The sequence below is a fragment of the Thiorhodococcus drewsii AZ1 genome (assembly GCF_000224065.1).
Lineage (GTDB): Bacteria > Pseudomonadota > Gammaproteobacteria > Chromatiales > Chromatiaceae > Imhoffiella > Imhoffiella drewsii.
The window spans coordinates 121,573-138,443 of the sequence record NZ_AFWT01000009.1 but is presented as its reverse complement, the minus strand read 5'-3'; the positions used below and the strand labels follow the sequence as shown (position 1 = coordinate 138,443).

The window sequence follows — 16,871 nt, the reverse complement described above, 5'->3', positions numbered from 1 at the left end:
CGTGACAGCGACGCGGCGAGTCGAATCCAGATCGGCGAGCGAGCCCTCTCCTTGGCGCTCGCGTCTGCTCGCCTCCGTCGGCCTGGCCCTGTTCGGTGGCATGGGCGTCATCGTCTGGCTGTTCGGGTATTGGGAGCCGCGCGTGCTGCCGATCCTGGTGATTGAGGTCGAGGGTGGGCTTCATCACCACTCCTCGGAGCTGCTACAGCAGACGCTCAGCGAGCGCCTGCACGGTGGGATCCTGACAGCCGATCTGGACGATCTCAAATCCGCAGCCGAGGAGCTGCCTTGGGTGGGACATGCCAATTTGCGGAGGGTCTGGCCCGATCGTCTTCTGGTTCGGGTCGAGGAGCATCGGCCGATCGCGCGTTGGAACGCCGATGGTTTGGTCACGGCCGAGGGGATCGTCTTCCATCCGCTCTCGCGGACCATTCCGGCCGGTCTGCCGCTGCTCGAAGGCGACGACAAGCGGGCGCCGGAGGTGGCCAAGCGCTATCAGCAATGGCGCGACGAGTTGATGCTGGCGGGCCACCTGATTCAGAGCCTGTCGGTCGATCCGCGTGGCGATTGGCGCGTCGTGCTGGTCATGGGAACCGAGTTGCGGCTTGGCACCGGCCCCGTCGAGGAGCGGCTCGCGCGATTCATCGCCAGCGCGCCGCAGCTCGAGGCCGCAGGCCGGCCTCTGGTGGTGGACCTGCGTTACAGCAACGGGTTCGCCGTGAAATGGGCATCTGACGCGGGCCCGCAGGTCCGCGCCAATTCGGGCCGCTCCAAGCGGTCCGGCAATCGAGGATAAATCTGGATGTCGCGACGTAACGACAAGAATCTACTGGTCGGCCTGGACATTGGTACATCGAAGATCGCTGCGCTGGTGGGCGAGCTCAAGGACGACGACCAGATCGAGATCATCGGCATCGGTACCCATCCCTCGCGCGGACTGAAGAAGGGCGTGGTGGTGGACATCGAGTCTACCGTCCAGTCGATCCAGCGCGCGGTCGAAGAGGCCGAGCTGATGGCCGGGTGCGAGATCCACTCGGTTCATGCGGGGATCGCCGGCAGCCATGTGCGCAGTCTCAATTCGCACGGGATCACGGCTATCAAGGAGGTCGAGGTTTCCCAGGCCGACGTGGATCGCGTCATCGACGCGGCGCGCGCGGTGGCGATTCCGGCGGATCAGAAGATCCTGCACATCCTGCCGCAGGAATTCATCATCGACGACCAGGAGGGCATCCGCGAGCCGATCGGTATGTGCGGCGTGCGCCTGGAGGCCCGAGTGCACATGGTCACGGGCGCGGTGAGCGCGGCACAGAACATCATCAAGTGCATTCGTCGCTGCGGGCTCGAGGTCGACGATCTGGTCTTGGCCCAGCTGAGTTCGAGCTACGCCGTCCTCGGCGAGGATGAGAAGGAACTGGGTGTCTGTGTCGTAGACATCGGCGGTGGAACCACGGATCTGGCCGTCTTCACCGACGGGGCCATCCGCCACACCGCAGTGATCCCGATTGCGGGCGATCAGGTGACCAACGACATCGCCGTCGCCTTGCGCACGCCGACCCAGCATGCCGAGCAGATCAAGGTCCAGCATGCCTGTGCGCTGACTCAATTGGCCGCCAATGGTGAGTCCATCGAGGTACCGAGCATCGGTGATCGTCCGCCTCGGCATCTTTCGCGCCAGACGTTGGCCGAGGTGGTCGAGCCGCGTTACGAGGAGCTTCTGACCCTGCTACACAATGAACTGCGACGCAGCGGCTTTGAGGATCTGATCGCCGGGGGCGTGGTCATCACGGGTGGTAGCGCCAAGATGCAGGGCTTGATCGAGCTGGCCGAGGAGGTTTTCCACATCCCGGTGCGTCTCGGTATTCCTCAATACGTACTCGGTATGGAGGAGGTTGTCACCAATCCGATACACTCGACTGGAGTCGGATTGTTGATGTATGCGCGCCAGCATCGCTTCGCTCGGAGTTCCGAGCTATCAGAGAATCTGGGGCTCAAGGCCACCTGGGCACGCATGCGGAATTGGTTTCAAGGCAACTTTTGAAGCGTTGGACGTCAGAGGCGTCCGATCTCGCCGGCCTCGTCACGCCGGTGATCGAGTTGGTCGACGGCGCTCGGAGCACCGTCGAATGCAAGGCGGCATTGCATGCGCGATGGGTCTTGCTGGAAGGTTGGTCGCGCAGTCTCGGCGGCCAACAAGGGGCCAGGACGTGTCGGGCGTATTGGTCGTGTCGGGGGCGGTCGCATGCTGGAGCATGCGGCTGAATGAGGTTTCAGTTGGCGCACGTCGTGCGCTAGAGGAGAGAAATCAATGTTCGAATTGATGGATACCCATAGTCAGAATGCAGTCATCAAGGTCATCGGTGTCGGTGGTGGTGGCAGCAATGCTGTGAATCATATGGTGGCGTCGACTATCGAGGGCGTGGACTTCATCTGCGCCAATACCGATGCCCAGGCGCTCAAGAGTTCCAACGTCAAGACCATCCTGCAGTTGGGTGCCGGGATTACCAAGGGTCTCGGTGCAGGCGCCGATCCCGATGTCGGGCGCCATGCTGCGATGGAGGATCGCGATCGGATCCAAGAGGCGCTGGATGGGTCCGACATGGTGTTCATCACCGCAGGCATGGGCGGTGGAACCGGCACCGGTGCGGCCCCTGTGGTCGCCCAGGTCGCCAAGGAGCTGGGCGTGCTGACCGTCGCCGTCGTCACCAAGCCGTTTCCGTTCGAGGGCGCCAAGCGCCGCCGGGTTGCCGAGGAGGGGATCGCCGAGCTGGCCCAGCATGTCGATTCGCTCATCACCATTCCGAACGAGAAACTGCTGGCGGTACTGGGCAAGGACATGAGTCTGCTCGACGCCTTCAAGGCAGCCAACGATGTCCTGCTCAACGCGACTCAGGGTATCGCCGAACTCATCACTTGCCGTGGTCTCATCAACGTCGACTTCGCCGACGTCAAGACCGTCATGTCCAACATGGGCGTGGCCATGATGGGGACCGGTTCCGCGACTGGCGAGAATCGTGCGCGCGAGGCGGCCGAGGCGGCGATCAAGAGCCCGCTGCTCGAGGATATCGATCTCGCCGGCGCTAAGGGCATTCTGGTCAATATCACAGCAGGCCTGAGCCTGACGATCGGCGAGTTCGACGAGGTCGGCAACACGGTTCGCGATTTCGCCGACGACGATGCGACGGTGGTTGTGGGAACGGTGGTCGATCCGGAGCTCGAGGACGAACTGCGCGTCACCGTGGTGGCGACTGGTCTGGGCGAGCGCCGCTTGACGGTCAAGCGTCCGAGCGCGGCGGAGCCGGCGATGCGGCTCGTGGCGGATGCGAATGAGAGTGCGCCAGACTACCGGGAGATGGAGCGTCGCCCGGCGGTTTACCGCAAAGGTGGTGGCGTGAACACCTCCGAAAGCAACGAGGAAAAGGACTTGGATTACCTGGACATTCCGGCGTTTCTGCGTCGCCAGGCAGATTAATCAGGATTTTCCCTCTGTTGAGGAATCTTTAAAAAACAAAGATCTTTCGGTTGATTCAAGGTTGAGCTTGAAAATCGTCCGGGAAAACCCTAAGCTATCGTTGCGCGTTCGAAAGATGCGGACGCGCAACGATTTGGCTAAAGGACAACGACCGTGGTCTCGGCAAAGGTTTGCTGGATCATGTGCGGTAGTCGATCAGCCGGCAATGGATGCCGTCAGCCGCCGTGGACCGCGATTGGAGAACCCGACCGATGCTCAAGCAACGCACCTTAAAGACGACGATCCGGGCGACTGGCGTCGGCTTGCACTCGGGTGAAAAAGTCGAATTGACCCTGCGTCCGGCTGCGCCGGATACAGGCATCGTGTTTCGGCGGGTGGATCTCGCGGAGCCGGTTGAGATCAAGGCGACGCCTTTTAACGTGGGCGATACCCGTCTGTCAACGACCCTGGTCCAAAATGGGGTGCGGGTCTCGACAATCGAACATATCTTGTCCGCGTTCGCTGGGCTGGGTATCGACAATGCCTATGTCGATGTCGGTGCCGCCGAGGTGCCTATCATGGACGGCAGCGCGGCTCCATTCGTCTTCCTGCTTCAGTCTGCAGGGGTCGAGGAGCAGGCGCGTCCCAAGCGATTCATCCGAATCAAGCGTCCCATTGAGGTGCGCGATGGCGACAAGCTCGCCCGCTTCACACCCTACGATGGCTTCAAGGTCGAGTTCTCGATCGATTTCGATCATCCGGCCTTCAATGCCCGCGCCAACCGCGCGACTGTGGATTTCTCGACATCCTCGTTCGTGCGCGAGGTGAGTCGTGCCCGCACCTTCGGTTTCCTGAGAGAAATCGAGGCGCTGCGTCAACAGAATCTGGCGCTGGGCGGTAGTCTGGACAACGCGGTCGTGGTGGACGAGTATCGGGTGCTGAACGAAGAAGGCCTCAGGTACGAGGACGAGTTCGTCAAGCACAAGATCCTTGATGCGATCGGCGATCTCTATCTGCTCGGCCATACCCTGATCGGCGCCTTCACCGCCCATAAGTCCGGGCATGCCTTGAACAATATGCTGCTACGCACGCTCGCCGCCGAGCCCGCTGCTTGGGAAGAGGTGGTGTTCGAGGATTCGGCCGCAGCTCCGATCTGCTATGCGCAGCCGGTGCCTGTCGTTTAAACTTCGTCCGGTGCGGTGTGCTCGACATGCCGCAACGCGAAGCGCCTGAAGGTTTCTCGCAGGGTCGGGTCCTCCATGTCCTCGGCTGCGTCGAGCAGATGTCGTGCAGCGTTGGCTGTCAGTCCCCGAGCCCGTTTGGTCTTTTCGTCGGCAGCCGGCTTCTTGGGCTGGTCGACGCGGATTTGAGTACGAATCCGTGTGATTCGTGTGAGGCTCAGGGATGCGATGATGTCGTCGGCCAGGAATCGGATCCGAGTTGCCCAAGCCGGGGCGTCGAGGAAGAGGGTCATGCAGTCCTCGGCAATGCTCACATCCAGGCAGTGTTCTCGAAGCGGAGTGGGCAGTTGCGCCCGTACCGCGTCCAGCAATTCGATCTCGCGTCGTCGCTGGTCGACTAGCGCGCGGATCGTCGCATGTTGGTTCAGCAGGTTCTGAACGTGTGCGAGTCTGGCGGCAGGCATTTTTTCACTCCCATTGGCCTCTCAATCACGAGCCGGGCCCGATCTCTTTCGGACGTGCTAGCTTCTCTCGTCTGCGTTATCGCACGGGCCTGCTAGACCACGTCAACCGCAGAGAAAAACAATGTTGCACCTCGATCGAAGCAAAGCCGTTCGCGGGCAGGCCGTTGTCACGCTCTTGGCCGTTCTGTCCTTCACCATGGCCGGAGCCGGTCTCGGTTTCTGGCTTGGAAAATACTCCGGTCACCTTCCATTCGCTAGTACCTCGCTCTCTGAATTCGCTTTCCTTCCAGCCGTTTCCGGGATTTCCGGCTCCTCCGCTGGTGTGCCGCTCCCTGCCTCATCGGCTCAACCCGCGTTGCAGGGGGCCGGCGAGGTGGATCTGATGGCGGCGCGTCTTGGAGAGATGCAGGCGGAGGTCATGAGACTCAATGCACTTGGCGAGCGTCTGGTGCAAATGTCAGGTCTCGATCCCGCTGAATTCGATTTCGAGAGTCCCCCGCCTCAGGGTGGCGCCGAGACGGGGCCGGTCCGCGACTACACCATCAAGGAGCTGGCGAACGAGCTCAGCGGTATGGTTGATCTCGTCCAGGACCGTCAACGCAAGCTCGAGGTCCTTGAGGGCGTCATTCTCGACAAGAAGCTTTCGGCGAAGGCATTTCCCGCTGGATGGCCAGTGCATTCGGGCTATATCAGCTCGCGTTATGGTTTTCGTATCCACCCGATCCGCAAGACGCGTATCTTCCATGAGGGAATCGACCTCGCCAGTCCTCGGGGAACCTCGATCGTGGCTGTCGCCGACGGCGTCGTGACCTTCAGCGGACGCAAGGGCGGCTATGGTCGCATGATCGAGATCCGTCATCTGGACGGCATGGTGACGCGATACGCTCACAACTCCAGAAACCTCGTCAAAAAGGGACAGTTGGTCCATCAAGGTGAAAAGATCGCCTCCGTGGGTTCATCGGGGGCGGCCACCGGTCCCCACGTCCACTTCGAGGTCTTGAAGGACGGCAAGAACGTCGATCCCATGCCCTATCTGAAGGCCGGGCCGCGCCGCTTTGTGGCCGAGAACACGGCCGATCAGTCTGGTTGACCCCCTTCCCGGAGAGGCGTCGGCGCGGGATGGCCCGCAACGCCGATCCTCGAAATCCGGTATCATCCGCCGATTTCTTCGACAGGTCCTAGCTCATCCGATGGTTACTCATCTGTTCCAAAAGATCTTTGGTAGCCGTAACGAGCGGCTCGTCAAGTCGCTGATGAAGACAGTGGCGCAGATCAATGCGTTCGAGTCGACGATGGCATCGCTGTCGGATCAGGCGCTCGCGGCGAAGACGAACGAATTCCGTCAGCGGCTCGACGCCGGTACCGCCCTCGACGCGCTCCTTCCCGAGGCATTCGCCGTCGTTCGCGAGGCCGGAAAGCGCGTCCTGGGGATGCGCCATTTCGACGTCCAGATGGTCGGCGGTATGGTGCTCAATAGCGGCAAGATCGCCGAGATGCGCACCGGCGAGGGTAAAACCCTGGTCGCGACGCTCTCCGCCTATCTCAACGCGCTGCCCGGAAAGGGCGTGCATGTGGTGACGGTCAACGACTATCTGGCGCGTCGCGATGCGGCCTGGATGGGGCGTCTCTATCATGCTCTGGGGCTCTCGGTCGGTGTCATCAATTCCTCGGGCGGTCAGGGGCCGGATATGGCCTCCTACGTCTTCGATCCGGACTACGAGGCCGACGCTGGTCAGGGCTTCCGTCATCTACGCCCGGCGACACGGCGCGAGACCTATGCCGCCGACATCACCTACGGCACCAACAACGAATACGGTTTCGACTACCTGCGCGACAATATGGCCTTCACGCCGGAGCAGCGGGTACAGCGCGATCCCTTCTACGCGATCGTCGATGAGGTCGACTCCATCCTGATCGACGAGGCTCGGACCCCGCTCATTATCTCGGGTCCATCCGAGGGCAACACGGATCTCTATAAGCAGATCGATGTCCTCATCCCTCGGCTCACGCGCCAGGAGCCCATCACCAACGAAGAGGGGCAGCCCGACTTTGGCCCCGGCGACTACTCGGTCGACGAGAAGAGCCGTCAGGCCTTCTTGAGCGAGGAGGGTCATGAAAATGTCGAGCGCATGCTGGGTGAGATCGGTCTGCTCGAGGAGGGTGCGAGCCTCTACGATCCAGGCAACATCGCGCTCATGCACCATGTGTATGCGGCGTTGCGCGCCCATGCACTGTTCCAGAAGAACGTCGAATACATCGTGCGCGACGGTCAGGTCATCATCGTCGACGAGTTTACCGGGCGGACCATGCCTGGGCGGCGTTGGTCGGAGGGTCTGCATCAGGCGGTCGAGGCCAAGGAAGGGGTGTCCATCCAGTCTGAAAACCAGACCATGGCCTCCATCACCTTTCAGAACCTCTTCCGGCTCTATCCCAAGCTCTCGGGTATGACCGGAACGGCGGATACCGAGGCCTACGAGTTCCAGCAGATCTACGGCCTGGAGGTGGTGGTCATCCCCACCAACAAGCCGATGGTCCGCGACGATCGCGGCGATCTGGTCTATCTCACCCAGCAAGAAAAGTACGACGCCATCATCGCCGACATCCGAGACTGCGTGAAACGTGGTCAGCCGGTCTTGGTGGGTACGGCCTCGATCGATACATCCGAACTGGTCTCGGGTCTGCTGAAGAAGGAAGGCATCGATCACGAGGTGCTGAACGCCAAGCAGCACGAGCGCGAGGCCGGCATCATCGCCCAGGCCGGTAGCCCGGGCGCCGTGACCATCGCCACCAACATGGCCGGTCGCGGAACCGACATCGTGCTCGGCGGCAATCTGGATGCGGAGCTGGAAGAGGCCGGACCGGACGCCGATCGCGACGCCATCCGTGCCGTTTGGAAGGAACGTCACGAGACCGTCCTCAAGGCCGGCGGCCTCCATGTGGTCGGCACCGAGCGCCACGAATCGCGGCGTATCGACAATCAGTTGCGCGGACGTTCCGGGCGTCAGGGCGACGCGGGTTCCTCGCGCTTCTATCTCTCGCTCGAAGATAACCTGATGCGCATCTTCGCCTCCGATCGCATCGGTCGGATGATGCAGCGTCTCGGTATGCAGAAGGGTGAGGCGATCGAGCATCCCTGGGTGACCAAGGCCATCGAGAATGCCCAGCGCAAGGTCGAGGGGCGCAACTTCGACATTCGCAAGCAGCTGCTCGAATACGACGACGTCGCCAACGATCAGCGCAAGGTCATCTATCGCCAGCGCCGCGACCTGATGGACGTGATGGATATCTCCGAGACCGTTACGGCCATGCGCGACGATACGCTCAAGAGCTTGATCGATAGCTACATCCCGCCCGAGAGTCTGGAGGAGCAGTGGGATCTGTCCGGTCTCAGCGAGGCCCTGGCACAACACTTCGGTGGCGACTGGCCGCTGCGGCGCTGGCTGGACGAGGATCACGATCTGCACGAGGAGACCCTGCGCAAACGTATCCACGACCTGCTGGCCGAGCGCTATCAGTCCAAGGAGTCGATGGTCGGCGTCCAAAACCTGCGTCAGATCGAGAAGGCGGTGATGCTCCAGACCCTGGATACCCAGTGGAAGGATCACTTGGCCGCGATGGACTATCTGCGCCAAGGCATTCATCTGCGCGGCTATGCGCAGAAGAACCCCAAGCAGGAATACAAGCGTGAGGCCTTCGAGATGTTCTCGGCCATGCTCGACAGCATCAAGCAGGATGTGGTCACGACGTTGGCGAAGCTGGAGGTTCAGGTGCAGGATGCCTCCGAACTCGTTGCTCGTGATTCCGGAGCGTCTCAGAGTGCCTTCGAGTTCAAGCATGAGGCATTCAAGGGGTTCGGTTCGAGCGAGTCCGCCGAGCCCGCTCCTGATGCGCGGCCCGAGTCTGGCGAAGAGGGAAGCGATGCCCATCAGCCCTTCATTCGCGACGGTCGAAAGGTCGGGCGCAACGAGCCCTGTCCCTGCGGCTCGGGCAAGAAGTACAAACAGTGTCACGGCAAGCTGAATTAGGCGGTGATCCTCATGAGTGACTCGGATCTGGCCTTCGAGCCCGTCGCTGGCGTTCGTCTAGCCGCCGGGCCGGCGGGTATTCGTTATCAAGGGCGGGACGATCTGGTGGTGCTGGCGTTCGACCCGGGCACCCGCTGTGCGGCCGTCTTTACCCGCAACGCCTTTTGCGCCGCGCCCGTGATCCTGGCGCGCCAGCATTTGCAGACCGCGATGCCCGGTTATTTGCTGATCAATGCTGGCAACGCCAACGCCGGAACCGGTAAGCGGGGTCTCGCCGATGCTCGCTCTTCCTGCGAAACGCTGGCCGATCTGGCCGGCTGTCAGGTCGAGCAGGTCCTGCCGTTCTCGACCGGCGTCATTGGCGAGCATCTGCCGGTGGATCGCTTCGCCTCGGCCCTGCCGGCCCTGCTGGAGTCGCTCGATACCGACGCCTGGCCCCGCGCGGCCCGCGCCATCATGACGACCGATACCCGGCCCAAGCTCCGCTCGGTTCGGTTCGAGTTGAACGGACGCACGGCGACGGTCACCGGAATGGCCAAGGGCTCCGGCATGATCTGCCCGAACATGGCGACCATGCTTGCCTTTCTGGCGACCGATGCCGCCGTTGAGCCCGAGGTGCTGCGGGCCTGTCTGCAAGCCGCAGCCGATCGTTCCTTCAATGCCATCAGCATTGATGGCGATACCTCGACCAATGACGCCTGCGTCCTTGCCGCGACCGGAGCCCTCGGGAATACAGCGATCGCTGAGACGAGCGGGGCGGACTTCGCGGCCCTGCAGGCGGCGGTCGAGGCGGTCTGTGTCGATTTGGCGACCGAGCTCGTCCGCGACGGCGAGGGTGCGACCAAGCTGGTGCGGGTTCGGGTCGATGAGGCGCGCGACAGGGACGAGGCTCGTCAGGTGGCCTACACCATTGCCCATTCGCCGCTGGTCAAGACCGCGCTCTTTGCCTCCGACCCGAACTGGGGGCGTATCCTCGCCGCCGTCGGTCGCGCGGGCGTTACCGATTTGGACATCGATCGGATCCGCATCTATCTCGGCGATGTCCTGATCGTCGAGGACGGGGGGCGCGCGGCCGACTATACCGAGGAAGCCGGAGCCGCCGTCATGGCGGAGTCCGAGATCGAGATTCGGGTCTCGCTCGGGCGCGGCGACCTGGACGCCCAGGTGCTGACCTGCGACTTCTCCTACGACTATGTCCGCATCAACGCCGAGTACCGCAGCTGAGCCGAGGCTCATCCATGTGATGGCCGGGGCCATCGCCGACACCGATGGCCGCATCCTGGTGACCCGGCGTCCCGATCACGTGCATCAGGGTGGGCTGTGGGAGTTTCCGGGCGGCAAGCTGGAGCCGGGCGAATCGCCCGAGGACGGATTGGCGCGCGAGCTGGACGAGGAGCTGGGCATCCGGGTCCTCGATAGCCGTCCGCTGATCCGGGTGCATCACGATTACGGCGACCGCTACATCCTGCTCGAGGTGCGGCGCGTCGACGACTATGAGGGTGTGCCGCGTGGCCGCGAGGGTCAGCCGCTGCGTTGGCTTGCGCCCGAGGCGATGGACCCGGATCTGTTTCCGGCGGCCGACCGTCCCATCATCAATGCGCTACGTCTGCCGCCGCTGTTCCTCATTACGGGCGAAGATCCGTTGGATTCGGACGCATTCCTGGAGCGTCTGGAGGAATCCCTCGCGCGTGGGATTCGGCTCGTCCAGCTACGGGCTCCGAACCTGGATTGCGAGCGCTATGCCAGTCTGGCGCGTCGTGCGCATGCCCTTTGCGAGTCGCAGGGCGCCCGCTTGCTGCTCAACCGTGATCCAGACGCAGTCGAGGACCTTCCGCGTCATGGTCTGCACCTGACCTCGGGGCGACTGATGCGATCGACTCGGCGGCCGGGACGTCCGGGAGAGCTGGTCGGCGCCTCCTGTCACGATGCCGGGCAACTGGCGCATGCCGCACGCCTCGGGCTCGATTACGCGCTGCTCTCGCCGGTGCTCCACACGCTGACGCATCCCGAGGCCGCGCCGCTCGGCTGGCGTGCGTTTGCCGACCTGGTGGATCCGGTGCCCTTGCCGGTCTATGCCCTGGGTGGGCTCGGACCGGGACATCTCGGTGAGGCCATTGCCCACGGCGCGCAAGGCGTCGCGGCAATCCGTGGTCTCTGGTCAATGCGGGGTCGATAGATCGTCCGAGGGTGGTGGATCTTCGCTCGGGGCATCGGTGGGATCCGCGATGCGATGACCTTCGTTCAGCCATTCGCCGAGATCGATTAGACGACAGCGCTCGCTGCAGAAGGGGCGCCAGGGTGACCTGTCGCTCCATTCCACCGAGGCGCCGCAGTTGGGGCAGGGTACGACTGTTGCCATAAATCGGGAACCGGATGTGGTCAGAAGACGCAGCAGGTTAGACGGAAGTTCACGTCCTCGTTGTGCTGAGAGGCGCGTCCGCGTGGCTCGGCGTTCATGAATCGGATACTGAAGCGATTCTTGTGTCCGCTGATCTCGGGGAAGATTCCCGTCTCCGCATCGACCCCCACGCGCAGGATCTGGGCGGGTAGCTGCGCGTCCAGCGCCTCCTGGAAGAATCCGCCCTCGGCCAGAATGCGGCGCGAAGTGCCGCTCGAACGGATCAGCATCAGAATCAATTGGATGCCATCCATCGCCGGGCGCAGGTCGTGGAGCCAGTTGCCGAAGCGTTCCTGGTGAACCTCGCTCGGCTGGGTGAGCCAGTGATGGAAATGCGGCAGATCGAAGCTACAGGTGGCGCCCGGGATGCTGCTGCGTTGCGCGATTCCTTTGAGGAAATCGTCTTCGCGCGAGGTATGTCCGATGGGGCCTGGGATGTTCTGGATGGCCTCAATGGCTCGGCGCATGTCAGTCAATAGCTGTTCGAGCGCCTCCGGGTCGATGCCGCGTTGATTGGTCATCCCGCTGAGCGTGCCTAAATGACGGTCGAGCTCCTTGAGGATATCGTTCTTGACGTCCGCGCGCGCCGTGATGGAGATGATTTCCAGCAATGCGGCGATGGCGGCGCGAGTCGCCTTGGGGTCTTCCTGATGAATGAAATGATCGAGCTGCCCGAACTGGTGTTCGAGCCGCAGGAAGGTGCGGATACGTTCGTTGAGCGGATGTTCGTAAGTGATCAGTGTGGACACGGCTTTCTCTCGAATCGGCCGAGATGAGCATCCCATGGACGCATCCCGCACGGCGATCAAGTGATTAAATGATGGAATCTGGAGCGCGTAGGCTGGATGTTTGGTGAATTGTCCCGGTTTCGATGTGGGATGTCACCCGCGCGCGTGTTTTTGCTCTGTCCCTTTTCGGTTGGCTCCCACTGTGATTTGATCGCGCGAGTCCGGTTTTTCTCATCTCCGGCTGCTCTCATCCTAGGCGCAACTTCTGCTTGTAGAAATCCAGAACGGCGTCGGGGTCCGTGGTCATGAGGACCTGATCGATCAACCATGCCGGTACCCGGCCTTGTCTGGCCATCTCGGCGAGCTGCTCGCGCAGCCCTTCCCAATAGAATCCGTTTCCGGAGCCGTCGAAGAAGACGATCGGGCTGCGTTCGATCACCCCGAGCTTCATGTCGGTCAGGGTGAGTCCGACTTCTTCCAGGGTGCCGACGCCGCCGATCAGGAACAGATGGAAGCTGGCGATCTCGAACCAGCGCTGACGGGCCTGTCGGCTGCGTGCCTGGAAGGACTGATAGAACTCGGCGGTTTGGTTGGGCTCCTGGTCGATGGTCTCGATGAAACTGGACCCGGCCATGAGCCCCATGTTTTGGGCGATGTCCGTCACCTGTTGCATGGCGCCGGGTCCGCCTCCCGTCAGGATACCGATGTCGCTGCCGAAGAGCCCGCACAGATTTCTCAGCAGGCGCTCGGTTTGGTGCGCAGAGCGTTCGCTGAGCGGCTTGGTGGAGCCATAGATAGCGAAGATGAGACTGGAGCCGAAGCGGTCCACCTTGTCCGGGGTGGTGAAATAGCCGCGCATTCCACGGAAGACATGGCGTACCACCTGTCCGCGTGTCTCGTTGCACCAGAAGACCTCCAAACCCAATCCCTCGTAATCGGCGAGTCGGCCATGGTCGCGCGACGACAGAAAGGGGCCGTGCTCGAAGGAGGCGCGGCGGAAGACGATGCGCCCGACCCGCTGACGCAGCGCGGCGGCGCAAATCTGGGTGTGCTCGATCAGATTGGGGAAATACCCCAGCAAGAGCGTTGCGCGCGCGCCGTCCGGGAGGCTGTCCAGGATCTGGGTTCCGCATTCGACCGGAATGTCCTGCTGCAAGCCCTTGGCGACCAGCCCCGCCGAGAGGTCCGTTCCGACTCTGGGGTCATGCGGCGTCAGTGGCTGGGTCCAGATCTGGTCGGGGTTGGCGCCCGCCAGCAATGTGTGCGGATTCCGGGAGACCGCGATCATCCGGTGCGAGTAGCGGTCGCGGCCCGGTGCCGCCTCCAGTCGATCGAAGACCTCGGTGAGTGCTTGACAGGCATCTGGGCCGCCGCCCTCTTGGGGCGTCGGTTCGACGACCTCGTGTCCGTGCCAATAGCGCGGACGTGGATCGACGCGAATCGCCTCATGCACCGAGGCGGCGATGCTCGGGTTGATGATGAGCTGCTCGGTGCGGTTGATGAATTCCAGGTAGACGTTGGTGCCCCGTGTCGTGACCGGATCCAGGACGGTTGCCTGGAGGTGGAAGCCCAGCGACTCGTCCAGGTTGCGCAGCACCACATAGTGGCTGTGCAGGAACATGGAGCAGGCCGTGACCAGTCCGTCTCGCGGCGGTAGCTCGATGTGATCGACCTCCTCGCGGACCTGCAATCGGTTGAGTAGGTCCTTGCCATCGGCGTGGGTCGCGATGGCGGTGACCTCTTCGGTGGTCAGTGGTTTCTGAAAGCGGAAGATCTGGCGTTGCGGACGTAGGATCAGATAGCCGTTGCCGTCGAGGGAGAAGCCTTCCGGCACCTGAAGGAGATTGTCGCGGATCAGACGATGGATGTCCGATGAGCTGAGACGGGTGTCGGTCGGGCAGAAGACCAGCCGCCCAACCCGCAGTCCCGGTACGAGGATGCGTTCCAGGTGCGCGCCGATGCCGTAGGAGGCGATGGCTGCGACGATCCGCAGGCGCATGTCGCAAGACTGGCCGTTCAGATCCGGGGCGCCTAGCGGCAGGATGTTGATGCCGAGACGGGCGAGTCGGCTGCGGGCGGCGAAGACGAGGTCCGACTCGCGCCCTCCAACCAGACGTCGAAAACCCTGCGATAGCGTGAAGCGGGCGGAGACGGTGAAACCGCTGTCGTCACGGCTCTCGATCCGCGTGATCCAGCCGTCTCCGGTTTCAGGGGTGGCATACATGATGGCGTTCTCGGGATCCTGTCGGCGGTAAGCCGGCTCATGGCCTCGGGATGCCGAGGTTACCACAAGGCTCGTGGACCGGATTCGGGTTCCGCGCGGGGTGCGGCGGCATCGCGATCAAGACGCCGAGTCGGTTTCGCCTCGGCCTTCTTGCCGATGCTAGAATGCACGGCTAACCATCTGGCAGTGCAGGTTCATGGTCTCCGGCCTGGCTCGGCTTTCGGTCGGCCGCGTTCGCGTCCCTCCGTGGGGCTCGGCGGGCGGATCGCGGAGTGTCCCCCCAGCTGCGTGCCAACCTCTTGCGGCGCGAGGCGCCAGACAGCATCACATACGAGGAGATCCTTCCCATGGCCGGTCACAGTAAATGGGCCAATATCAAGCATCGCAAGGCCGCGCAGGATAAGCAGCGCGGTAAGGTCTGGACCAAGTTGATCCGCGAGGTCACGGTCGCGGCCCGTGAGGCTGGCGGAGATCCCGCAGCCAACCCAAGACTCCGGCTCGCCATGGATAAGGCCTTCGGTGCCAACATGCCGCGCGACACGGTCGATCGCGCCATCAAGCGCGGTGCCGGTGGCATGGAGGGCGACAACTACGAGGAGATCCGCTACGAGGGCTATGGTCCGGGCGGCGTCGCCATCATGGTCGACTGCATGAGCGACAATCGCAACCGCACCGCTTCCGAGGTCCGCCACGCCTTCACCAAGCGCGGCGGTAATCTGGGGACGGACGGATCGGTCAGCTATCTCTTCACCAAGCAGGGCGTCATCAGCTTCCAGCCCGGCACGGACGAGGATACCGTGATGGAGGCCGCGCTCGAGGGCGGTGCCGAGGACGTGGTCGTCAACGACGACGGATCGCTCGATGTCGTCACCGCGCCCGAGGAGTTCGCCGCAGTCAAGGATGCCCTGACCCAGGCCGGATTCGACACCGAGGTCGCCGAGATCACCTACAACGCCTCGACCCAGGCCGAGCTCGATCAGGAGACGGCCGAGAAGCTGCTGAAGCTGGTCGAGATGCTGGAGGACCTGGACGACGTGCAGGAGGTCTACCATAACGCCGATATTTCGGACGAGATCATGGCCGCGTTGGATGTCTGATCCGGGTCGAGCCGAGCGCCCGTCCTGCCGGTCTCGCCGATGCTGAATCGACCGACCGGGACCGCCGAGCTGCGTCACCGCATCCTGGGAATCGACCCGGGATCGCGGACGACCGGCTTCGGTGTCATCGATACCGACGGGCACCGCAGCGTGTGCGTCGCCAGCGGTTGCATCCGAGTGGGCGAGCATGCCTGGCCCGATCGGCTCGGGCTCATCTTCGATCAGGTGGCGGAGATCGTCGCCGAGCACCAACCGCACGAGATGGCGGTCGAACAGCTCATCTTCGCCCGCGATCCCACCGCCGCACTCAAGATCGGCCAGGCCCGAGGTGCGGTGCTCTGCGCCGGACTCAAGGGCGGCATGGGCGTTCACGAATACAGCCCCAAATCGGTCAAGCTCGCGGTGGTGGGCACCGGCGCGGCCGAGAAATCCCAGGTACAGCAGATGGTTCGCGTGCTGCTCGCATTGTCCTATCTTCCCGCCGAAGACGAGGCGGACGCGCTCGCCATCGCGCTCTGTCATGCCCACTCGATGGGGATCCCGGCGCGCAAGCGTGCGGCGGCCTCCTGGCGCGATTGGAGGCCCTGAGTCATGATCGGTCGTCTGCGTGGTCAGCTCGTTCTCAAGCAGCCGCCGCTGCTGCTGCTGGATGTCGGTGGGGTCGGGTACGAGATCGAGGCCCCCATGTCCACCTTCTTCGACCTGCCCGCTGTTGGAGAAACGGTGACGCTGGTCACCCATCTGGTCGTGCGCGAAGACGCCCATATCCTCTACGGCTTCCTGCGCGAGCAGGAGCGCGCCCTCTTTCGTTTGCTGCTCAAGGTGACCGGCGTGGGGGCAAGAATGGCATTGGCCATTCTCTCCAGCATGGACGCGACCCGCTTCTCCCAGTGCGTCGAGCAGGAAGACGCGACCGCGCTGACCCGCATTCCCGGTATCGGCAAGAAGACAGCCGAACGACTCATCATCGAGATGCGCGACCGGCTCGGCGGACTGTCGGGCGACCTGGGTGTCGCTCTTGCGCCATCCTCGGCGCCCGTCAGTCAACAGGATCAGGCGCTCGGCGATGCCGTCAGCGCGCTGGTCGCGCTTGGCTATCGTCCGCCCGACGCCACTCGGATGGCCCGTGCCGCCGACGATGGCGCCAAGACCTCCGAGGAGATCATCCGCGCCGCATTGCGCGCCGTCAGCGCGTCCTGAAGGCGGGGCCATCGGCTCTTCCGGCGGCGCTTCGCGTCGGGCTGTGAGGTCGAGTGCCGGATCGCCGACTTGTCCGAATCGATCGCAGCCTCCACCTTGCCGTGAC

General features: G+C 63.1%; 15 protein-coding genes. 11 read left to right on the top strand and 4 right to left on the bottom strand.

Going from position 1 to position 16,871, the window contains the following annotated elements; translation table 11 throughout:
• Position 1: 1 nt before the first annotated feature.
• The 4 genes from THIDRDRAFT_RS08075 (at position 2) to lpxC (ending at position 4,632) form a co-directional block, all read left to right on the top strand.
• Positions 2–796: a cell division protein FtsQ/DivIB gene (locus THIDRDRAFT_RS08075; RefSeq protein WP_007040346.1), complete on the top strand. Its 795-nt coding sequence runs from the start codon at positions 2–4 to the stop codon at positions 794–796.
• Positions 797–802: 6 nt separating this feature from the next.
• Entirely contained in the window at positions 803–2,038 is a 1,236-nt protein-coding gene (gene ftsA, locus THIDRDRAFT_RS08070) for a cell division protein FtsA (RefSeq protein WP_007040345.1), read from the top strand.
• Between the two features lie 267 nt (positions 2,039–2,305).
• On the top strand, positions 2,306–3,469 hold the full coding sequence (gene ftsZ, locus THIDRDRAFT_RS08065) for a cell division protein FtsZ (RefSeq protein ID WP_007040344.1): 1,164 nt from the start codon (positions 2,306–2,308) through the stop codon (positions 3,467–3,469).
• Between the two features lie 251 nt (positions 3,470–3,720).
• Positions 3,721–4,632: a UDP-3-O-acyl-N-acetylglucosamine deacetylase gene (gene lpxC / locus THIDRDRAFT_RS08060; protein WP_007040343.1), complete on the top strand. Its 912-nt coding sequence runs from the start codon at positions 3,721–3,723 to the stop codon at positions 4,630–4,632.
• Here lpxC and THIDRDRAFT_RS08055 read toward each other — a convergent pair.
• Positions 4,629–5,093: a DciA family protein gene (locus THIDRDRAFT_RS08055; protein WP_007040342.1), complete on the bottom strand. Its 465-nt coding sequence runs from the start codon at positions 5,091–5,093 to the stop codon at positions 4,629–4,631. The two genes, lpxC and THIDRDRAFT_RS08055, sit on opposite strands and share 4 nt — an antisense overlap.
• A gap of 121 nt (positions 5,094–5,214) precedes the next feature.
• On the opposite strand from THIDRDRAFT_RS08055, the gene THIDRDRAFT_RS08050 reads away from it, so the two are divergent.
• The 4 genes from THIDRDRAFT_RS08050 (at position 5,215) to THIDRDRAFT_RS08035 (ending at position 11,294) form a co-directional block, all read left to right on the top strand.
• Entirely contained in the window at positions 5,215–6,183 is a 969-nt protein-coding gene (locus THIDRDRAFT_RS08050) for a M23 family metallopeptidase (RefSeq protein ID WP_007040341.1), read from the top strand.
• A gap of 100 nt (positions 6,184–6,283) precedes the next feature.
• The gene (secA, locus tag THIDRDRAFT_RS08045) at positions 6,284–9,118 is read left to right on the top strand and encodes a preprotein translocase subunit SecA (RefSeq protein WP_007040340.1); all 2,835 of its coding nucleotides are present in this window, start codon (positions 6,284–6,286) and stop codon (positions 9,116–9,118) included.
• A 12-nt stretch (positions 9,119–9,130) separates the two neighbouring features.
• Complete coding sequence (gene argJ, locus THIDRDRAFT_RS08040; protein WP_007040339.1) at positions 9,131–10,342, top strand: bifunctional glutamate N-acetyltransferase/amino-acid acetyltransferase ArgJ; 1,212 nt, start codon at positions 9,131–9,133, stop codon at positions 10,340–10,342.
• Positions 10,311–11,294, top strand: a complete 984-nt coding sequence (locus THIDRDRAFT_RS08035) for a Nudix family hydrolase (RefSeq protein ID WP_050984666.1) — start codon at positions 10,311–10,313, stop codon at positions 11,292–11,294. Before argJ ends, THIDRDRAFT_RS08035 begins: the two co-directional genes overlap by 32 nt.
• Here THIDRDRAFT_RS08035 and yacG read toward each other — a convergent pair.
• From yacG to THIDRDRAFT_RS08020, 3 genes are all read right to left on the bottom strand, one after another.
• Positions 11,277–11,477, bottom strand: a complete 201-nt coding sequence (yacG, locus tag THIDRDRAFT_RS08030) for a DNA gyrase inhibitor YacG (RefSeq protein WP_040844273.1) — start codon at positions 11,475–11,477, stop codon at positions 11,277–11,279. The two genes, THIDRDRAFT_RS08035 and yacG, sit on opposite strands and share 18 nt — an antisense overlap.
• A 20-nt stretch (positions 11,478–11,497) precedes the next feature.
• On the bottom strand, positions 11,498–12,265 hold the full coding sequence (gene zapD / locus THIDRDRAFT_RS08025) for a cell division protein ZapD (protein WP_040844271.1): 768 nt from the start codon (positions 12,263–12,265) through the stop codon (positions 11,498–11,500).
• A 226-nt stretch (positions 12,266–12,491) separates the two neighbouring features.
• Complete coding sequence (locus THIDRDRAFT_RS08020) at positions 12,492–14,468, bottom strand: LOG family protein (protein WP_007040336.1); 1,977 nt, start codon at positions 14,466–14,468, stop codon at positions 12,492–12,494.
• Positions 14,469–14,815: 347 nt separating this feature from the next.
• Between THIDRDRAFT_RS08020 and THIDRDRAFT_RS08015 the strand changes: the two genes are divergently transcribed.
• Genes THIDRDRAFT_RS08015 through ruvA form a run of 3 tightly spaced genes read left to right on the top strand, consistent with a single transcriptional unit; the run spans position 14,816 to position 16,765 of the window.
• Positions 14,816–15,565 carry a YebC/PmpR family DNA-binding transcriptional regulator gene (locus THIDRDRAFT_RS08015; protein ID WP_007040335.1) on the top strand — a complete coding sequence of 250 codons (750 nt, stop codon included), beginning with the start codon at positions 14,816–14,818 and terminating at the stop codon, positions 15,563–15,565.
• 39 nt (positions 15,566–15,604) lie between these two features.
• Positions 15,605–16,153 carry a crossover junction endodeoxyribonuclease RuvC gene (gene ruvC, locus THIDRDRAFT_RS08010; RefSeq protein WP_007040334.1) on the top strand — a complete coding sequence of 183 codons (549 nt, stop codon included), beginning with the start codon at positions 15,605–15,607 and terminating at the stop codon, positions 16,151–16,153.
• Positions 16,154–16,156: 3 nt separating this feature from the next.
• Entirely contained in the window at positions 16,157–16,765 is a 609-nt protein-coding gene (gene ruvA, locus THIDRDRAFT_RS08005; RefSeq protein WP_007040333.1) for a Holliday junction branch migration protein RuvA, read from the top strand.
• Positions 16,766–16,871: the final 106 nt, after the last annotated feature.